7 protein-coding genes are annotated in these 7,436 nt (G+C 64.0%); all 7 read left to right on the forward strand.

What is annotated here, in order from left to right:
• On the forward strand, positions 1–768 hold a 768-nt coding region (locus VEK15_25695; protein ID HXV64119.1), incomplete at its 5' end, for a hypothetical protein.
• Positions 769–824: 56 nt separating this feature from the next.
• Positions 825–2,510 carry an energy-dependent translational throttle protein EttA gene (ettA, locus tag VEK15_25700; GenBank protein HXV64120.1) on the forward strand — a complete coding sequence of 562 codons (1,686 nt, stop codon included), beginning with the start codon at positions 825–827 and terminating at the stop codon, positions 2,508–2,510.
• A 13-nt stretch (positions 2,511–2,523) separates the two neighbouring features.
• Positions 2,524–3,588 (forward strand): amidohydrolase family protein, encoded by a 1,065-nt coding sequence (locus VEK15_25705; protein HXV64121.1) that lies wholly within the window; start codon positions 2,524–2,526, stop codon positions 3,586–3,588.
• A 19-nt stretch (positions 3,589–3,607) separates the two neighbouring features.
• The gene (locus VEK15_25710; GenBank protein ID HXV64122.1) at positions 3,608–4,525 is read left to right on the forward strand and encodes a CoA-transferase; all 918 of its coding nucleotides are present in this window, start codon (positions 3,608–3,610) and stop codon (positions 4,523–4,525) included.
• Positions 4,526–4,544: 19 nt separating this feature from the next.
• Positions 4,545–5,291, forward strand: a complete 747-nt coding sequence (locus VEK15_25715) for a CoA-transferase (GenBank protein HXV64123.1) — start codon at positions 4,545–4,547, stop codon at positions 5,289–5,291.
• A complete protein-coding gene (locus VEK15_25720; protein ID HXV64124.1) occupies positions 5,288–6,382 on the forward strand; it encodes an alanine--glyoxylate aminotransferase family protein in 1,095 nt (364 codons plus the stop codon). Before VEK15_25715 ends, VEK15_25720 begins: the two co-directional genes overlap by 4 nt.
• Positions 6,379–7,436, forward strand: a 1,058-nt coding sequence (locus VEK15_25725) for an MATE family efflux transporter (GenBank protein ID HXV64125.1), incomplete at its 3' end; no start/stop codon positions are given. The genes VEK15_25720 and VEK15_25725, both read left to right, overlap by 4 nt.

Here is a 7,436-nt window from a genome sequence, read left to right on the forward strand (position 1 = left end):
ACCGAGCCGCAGGTGCGCGCTGCCGCCCGAGCGGCTCTCAGTCGCGAGGTCTCGACGAGCGTCCAGATCCCGGCGGTGCGGGTCCTTGGCGAAGGTCGAAACGAGCCGGCCGCCGCGCGAGCGCTCGAAGATCTCTTTGCCCAGGACGGCATATCGACGAGCGTGCTGCTCGCCGCGCTCGAGTCGCTCGCGTATCATATGGAGACCGACGCGGCTCCCCGCGCTCTCGAGCGCGCATTGACCCCGGAGAACTCGACCAGCGTGCAGCTCAAGGCCATCGACGTGGCCGCGCCGCACGTCGCTCGCGACCCCATTCGAAGGGCGGTGGCCGGAGCGCTCCGGAGCGACAACTCGACGAGCGTTCTCCTCAAGGCGGTGCAGGCGCTCGGGAGCCAAAGCGCACACCAAGACGTGCGGTCCGCCTTCGCGGCCACGCTCCAAGACGACTACTCGACCTCGGTGGTGCTCGCTTCGATGGCAGTCCTCGACGGGTACGTCGACTCCGACGAGACGACGAAGCGGGCTTTCGTTCGGCTCATGGAGGACGAGCAAATGTCCTACACGGCGCGAGTTCGGGCGGGAAGGCGCCTCCTCTCGTCGGCGGACGACCGTTTGACAGAGCGCATCGCGGATGCGATGGAAGACGTCGTCGTCCGTGCCCGCCGCCAGGGAAGCTCGGGACACCGCCAGTTGATCGAGGAAGCGCTCGATGTTCTGGAAGCGGCGGACCCCGCACGCTGGGAGAGCTTACGGGGACGTTCACGCTGACTCGGCCGTAGCCAGGCTCCCGCCGACAGCGCTGATATAATGGCCGGCTCCGGGCCATGGCTTCGAACGATCGTCAGATCATCTTCTCGCTCGTCGGCGTAGGGCGAGTCTTCCCCCCGAAGCGGCAAGTGCTTCGCGATATCTACCTCTCTTTCTTCTACGGCGCCAAGATCGGGGTTCTCGGCCTCAACGGAGCGGGCAAGAGCACTCTCCTGCGCATCATCGCCGGGCTCGACAAGGACTATCAGGGCGAGGTGACGTTCGCGAAGGGCAATTCGGTCGGCTATCTGGAGCAAGAGCCCGTGCTGGAATCGGGCAGAACCGTAAGAGAGATCGTCGAGCAAGGTCGGGCGGAGCTGATCGCGGTGCTCCAGGAGTTCGGGGAAGTCAGCGAGAGGCTCGCGGAGCCCCTCGACGCGGACGAGATGGAGGGGCTTCTCGAACGGCAGGGCACGCTTCAGGAGAAGATCGAGGCCGCGAATGGTTGGGAGCTCGAGAGCCAGCTCGAGATCGCGATGGACGCCCTTCGCTGTCCGCCTCCGAATACTCCCGTCGACGTTCTCTCGGGGGGCGAGCGTCGCCGCGTCGCTCTCTGCCGGTTGCTGATCCAGGAGCCCGACATCCTCCTCCTCGACGAGCCTACGAATCATCTCGACGCCGAGACCGTCCAGTGGCTCGAGCAGCACCTTAAGCGTTACGAAGGTACGGTGATCGCAGTCACTCACGACCGCTATTTCCTCGACAACGTGGCGGGATGGATCCTGGAGCTGGATCGCGGCCACGGGATTCCGTTCGAGGGCAACTACTCCTCTTGGCTCGAGCAGAAGGAGGCGAGGCTCGCTCAGGAAGAGAAGTCCGAATCCCGGCGACGCAAGACGCTTCAGAACGAGCTCGAATGGATCCGCATGGCCCCCAGGGCGCGGCACAAGAAGAGCAAGGCCCGGATCGCGCGTTACGAAGAGCTGGTCTCCGCCGAGCACGAGAAGGTGGCCTACGAGCTGGAGATCTACATCCCGCCGGGTCCGAGGCTGGGCCAGGTCGTCCTCGAGGCCGACGGGGTGCAAAAGGCCTATGACGAGCGCTTGCTGATCGAGGACCTGTCGTTTCGAGTCCCCCCCGGGGCGATCGTCGGCGTCATCGGACCGAACGGCGCGGGAAAGACGACGCTGCTCCGGATGATCTCGGGCAAGGAACGGCCCGATGCCGGAACGCTCCGGCTCGGTGAGACCGTTGTGCTCGGCTACGTGGACCAGGACCGGGCCCTCGATGGAAAAAAGACGGTCTGGGAGATCATCTCCGGCGGCCACGACACGATCGATCTGGGCAAGCGCGAGGTTCCGTCGCGGGCCTATGTCGCCCGCTTCAACTTCAGCGGCTCCGACCAGCAAAAACGCGTCCAGGATCTGTCCGGCGGCGAGCGCAACCGGGTCCATCTGGCCCGGATGCTCAAGGAGGGCGCCAACTTCCTCCTGCTCGACGAGCCCACGAACGATCTCGACGTCAATACGCTGCGGGCGTTGGAAGAGGCGCTTCTCGAGTTCGGCGGAAGCTCCATGGTCGTGAGTCACGACCGGTGGTTTCTCGACCGCATCGCAACCCATATTCTCGCGTTCGAAGGCAACAGTGCGGCGGTGTGGTTCGACGGGAATTACTCGGATTACGAGGCGGACCGGCGGGCTCGTCTGGGCAAAGAGGCGGACCAGCCTCACGCGATCCGGTACAAGAGGCTCCTCAGGAGTTGAGAACGAGAGCGTCATGAAGCGCCGGGAGTTCCTCGGGGTCGTGGGCGCGCTGAGCGCGTCGTCGGTCGGTTCGGGAGCGGAGTCGAGCCGGAAGATCGACATCCACAACCACTACTACCCCGAGACGTACTTCCGAATGATCTCCGAGATGGGGGGCGAAGACTATACGTTCGACACCGACGCCGCGGGCACGCGCATCATCAAGTTTCGCGGCGCTCGCTTCTTCGGCATCCAGCCGCCTATGACCGATGTCTCTCTGCGTCTGCAAGCCATGGATCGGACGGGAATCGACGTCCAGGTGCTCTCGGTCTCCGTGCCGAACGTCTACTTCGCCGACGAGGCCTCGGAGCCTCTGATCGCCCGGCGGCTCAACGATTCCTACGCCGAGCTCATTGCCACCCATCCGACGCGTTTCAAGGGATTCGCCTCGATTCCCATGGACGTCCCCGACGCGGCCCTCGCCGAGCTCGACCGGGCACTGGGCGAGCTCAAACTGAACGGCGTGATCCTGCTGAGCCACATACGCGGAAAGCCCCTGACCGAGCCACGGTTCCGGCCGTTTTTCGAGGAGGCGAACCGCCGAGAGCTCTGCATCATCATTCATCCGATGATGCCGTCAGGAATGGCGGAACAGCTCCAAGATTACGTTCTCGGTCCCATCGTGGGATTTCTCTTCGACTCCTCCCTCGCCGTGGCCCGCATGTGTTACGACGGGCTGTTCCGAGACTTCCCTCGTATCCGATGGATCATCCCGCATCTCGGAGGTGCCATTCCCTACTGGATGGCACGGCTCGACCGCGGCTATCACGACTTCGTCGCTTGCCGGGAGAAGATCGACCGGCCGCCGAGCACGTACCTGAAGAAGCTCTATTACGGCACGGTCTCCTCGAGCCCCGAGACCCTCGGCCTCGTCCGCGACCTCGTGGGTACGGACCACATTGCCCTCGGAACCGATTACCCGCACCTTCTGGGCTCCATCGAGGAGACTCTTCTAACGATCGGCTCGCTGCGCATCCCGGACAGCGAGAAGGATCAGATCTACCACGCGACCGCGCTCCGCATCCTGAACAACGTGTGATGGGAGTACCGGCGGCCAAATGAGCGACAAACGTCTCACCATGAAGGAAGCGATCGCGCGCTTCGTTGACGATGGCGACGTCGTGGCTGCGGAGGGGTTCACCCACCTCATTCCTTTCGCCGCCGGGCACGAGATCATCCGCCAGCGAAAGAAGGACTTGACGCTCTGTCGTCTGACCCCGGATCTGATCTACGACCAGATGGTTGCCGCCGGTGTCGCCAGAAAGCTCGTCTTCGGGTGGATTGGCAATCCGGGCGTGGGCTCGCTTCACGCGATACGGAGGGCGATCGAAAAGGGCGTCCCTCGGCCGCTCGAGATCGAGGAATATTCTCATTTCGGACTTCTTTCGCGCCTGAAGGCGGGTGCCTCGGGCTTGCCCTTCATGCCGCTCGTGACCTACCACGGTACCGAGCTGCCGCACGTCAACCCCAACATTCGACCCGTGACCTGCCCCTTTACGGGAGAAGCTCTCTATGCCGTCCCGTCGCTGACACCTGACGTGACCATCGTCCACGCCCAGCGGGCCGACAAGCAGGGCAACACCCAGGTCTGGGGTCTTCTCGGCATTCAGAAAGAGGCCGCTTTCGCGGCCAGGAAGGTCATCGTGGTCGTCGAGGAAGTCGTCGACGAAGAGGCCATTCGGTCGGACCCCAATCGAACGCTCATCCCCGGCATCATCGTGAGTGCCGTCGTCGAGGAGCCCTTCGGGGCGCACCCGAGCTATGTGCAGGGTTACTACGACCGGGACAACGACTTCTATGTCACCTGGGACGCATTGAGTCGCACTCAAGAGGGCATCGAGCGCTATCTGGACGAACTGGTCTACGGCGTCGAGGATCGGGTAGCTTACGAAAGACGACTGGATCCCGAGCTCAGGGAGCGGCTGAAGCCCTTGCCCTTCCTGTCTCGCGCAGTGAACTATGGCCTCTATCGCTGAGGCGACTCGTTCGGAGCTCATGGCCGTCGCCGCCTCGCGAGAGATCTCGGACGGCGACGTCGTCTTCGTCGGGATCGGCCTTCCGAACCTGGCCGTCAATCTCGCCCTCCGCACGCATGCGCCCAACGCGCAGCTCGTCTACGAATCCGGTGTCTATGGCTCGCGGCCCAATCGACTCCCGATCTCGATCGGCGATCCGTGTCTCGTCACCGGATCACTCCAGGTTCTTCCGATGTCGGAGACGTTCTGCTACTTCCTTCAGGGCGGCCGTATCGACGTGGGTTTTCTCGGAGCCGCCCAGATCGACCGCTTCGGGAACCTGAATACCACGGTCATCGGCGATTATCACGCTCCCAAAGTGCGTCTTCCCGGCTCGGGAGGTGCGGCCGAGATCTCCTGGCTCGCGAAGAGGACCATCGTGCTCCTCCCGCAGAAGCGCAGCAAATTTCCCGAAAAGCTGGACTTTCGCACGAGCGTCGGACACTACGAAGGTGGGGGCTCCCGCGAAGCTCTCGGCGCCAGGCGGGGAGGGCCCACCCGAGTCATCACCAACCTGGGCGTCTATGGTTTCGAGCCGACAACGCGCGAGATGATCCTCGAACAGCTCCATCCGGGGGTTACGTTGGCCGAGGCGCGCTCCGAAGTGAGCTGGCCGCTTCGCGTCAAAGAGCCCGTCGTGACGACGAGTCCGCCCGATGAGAGCATCCTTCGCCTCCTGCGTGAGACTCTGGATCCGAAAGGGATCTATCTGGGGACCACCTCATGAAGAACGTGAACCTGCGCATTCCCGGGCCGACGCCCTGCCCCGACGAGGTGCTCGACGCCCTCTCGCGCCAGATGATGGATTACCGCGGCGCCGAGATGGGCGTGCTTCTGTCAGGGGTGCTGTCCAAGCTATCTCGCTACCTCGAGACCGAACGAGAAATCGTACTGCTCTCGGCCAGTGGAACCGGAGGGCTCGAGGCCGCGGTCACGAACTCGCTCAGCCCGGGGGACCGCGTCGTCGGCGTGAGCGCTGGAGTCTTCGGCGAACGATTCTGCGCGATCGCGAATGCTTTCGGCGCCGAGGTGCATCGGATGATGGTCGAGTGGGGCAAGGTAGCCGAGCCCGACGAGCTGCGCGCCATGCTCCGGCGGGTGAACGATGTCCGCGCGGTTCTCCTTACGCACAACGAGACCTCGACGGGGATCGCCCACCCCATCGAGGAGCTCATCGAAGTCGTCCGGACCGAAAGCGATGCTCTCGTCCTCGTGGACGCGATATCGAGTCTCGGAGCGATGCCGCTTCCCATCGACGCGCTCGACATCGATCTCGTGATCACCGGATCTCAGAAAGCCTGGGGTGTGCCGCCGGGCATGAGTCTTCTCTTCGTGTCGGAAAGGATGTTCGACGCGGCGGAGAAGGCTTCGATGCCGCGCTTTTACTTCGACCTCGAGCCCTATCGCCGGGCGCGGGAGCGGGGGACGTTTCCTTTTACCCCGACTCTTCCGATCGTATTCGCCCTCGACCGCGCTCTCGATCTGATGCTCGAGGAAACGAGGGAGAAGATCTTCGCGCGACATCGCGACGTCGCGCGGATGGCACGAGACGGCTTGAAAGCCCTGGGGCTTCCGCTCTTCGCCGACGAACGGCATGCCTCGTCCACCGTCACCGCGTTCCGTGTGCCCGAGGGCGTCGCCGAGCCAGCGCTCGTGGAGCGCTTGCGCACGAGCTACGACACCATCCTGGCCCGCGGGCAGGAGCGACTTCGGGGCGAGATCCTGCGGCTCGGCCATCTTGGTTTCGTGCAAGCCCGGGACATCGAGCACGCGTTGCGAGCACTGGAAAACGCTCTTCGCGATATTCGGGCGCTTTGAGCATTCGCTCTCTTCGCTCCGAGTGGGGCCCGATGCTGCGCCTCGCCGCTCCCGTCGTGGTCGCCGAGCTGGGCTGGACCGCGATGGGCACCGTGGACACGCTGATGGTCGGCCGTCTCAGCGCCGAGGCCATTGGCGCGGTAGCACTCGGAACCGCGGTCTTTCTCGGGATCACGATCTTCGGGATGGGACTCCTGCTCGGCCTCGACACGATGATCTCCCAGGCTCACGGAGCGGGACGACTCGATGAGTGTCGACGATCGTTTCTCCACGGGGTTTACGCCGCGTGCCTGCTCACGTTCCCCCTGACGGCCGTGCTCCTCGGAGTCGTGGGGTTACTTCCCGATTTCGGCATCCATCCCGACGTGCTGGCGCTCACCATTCCTTATCTGCGGCCCGTCGTCTACAGCCTTCTGCCGCTGCTTCTGTATTCCGCTTCGCGTCGATTTCTTCAGGCCACCGGCCATGAGACGGCGGTCATGGTGATTCTCATCGCCGCGAACGCGATCAACGCGCTCACCAACTGGGCGCTCATCTTCGGAAACCTGGGGCTCCCGCGACTCGGAGTCGTGGGAGCGGGTTGGGCCACGTTCGTGTCTCGGGCCTTCATGGCGCTCGCCATGATCGGTTGCGTTCTCTTTCATCAGGGGAAGGAGCTTCGCGGAACTTCTTTCGCCCCCGAGTGGAGCCGTTTCCGACGTTTGTTCGATCTGGGAATCCCCGCGGCCTTCCAGATCACTCTCGAGCTCGGCCTCTTCGCCGTCGCGACCGGCCTCGCGGGCCGGCTCGATCCCGCCTCGCTCGCGGCGCATCAGGTCGCCATCACCGTGGCCTCGACGACGTTCATGGTTCCTCTCGGCGTTTCCTCGGCGGCCGCCGTTCGTGTGGGACGCGCCTCCGGCCGACACGACCCCGCGGCAATCGCTCGCTCTGGCTGGACCGCGATTCTGCTCGGTGTCTCGTTCATGGCGACGGCGATGCTCACCCTGTTGCTCTTGCCGCGACAGATCATCGGCCTATTCACCGCCGATGGCGACGTCCTCTCCGTTGGTAT

Source organism: Vicinamibacteria bacterium (assembly GCA_035620555.1).
In the GTDB taxonomy this organism is placed as follows: Bacteria; Acidobacteriota; Vicinamibacteria; order Marinacidobacterales; family SMYC01; genus DASPGQ01.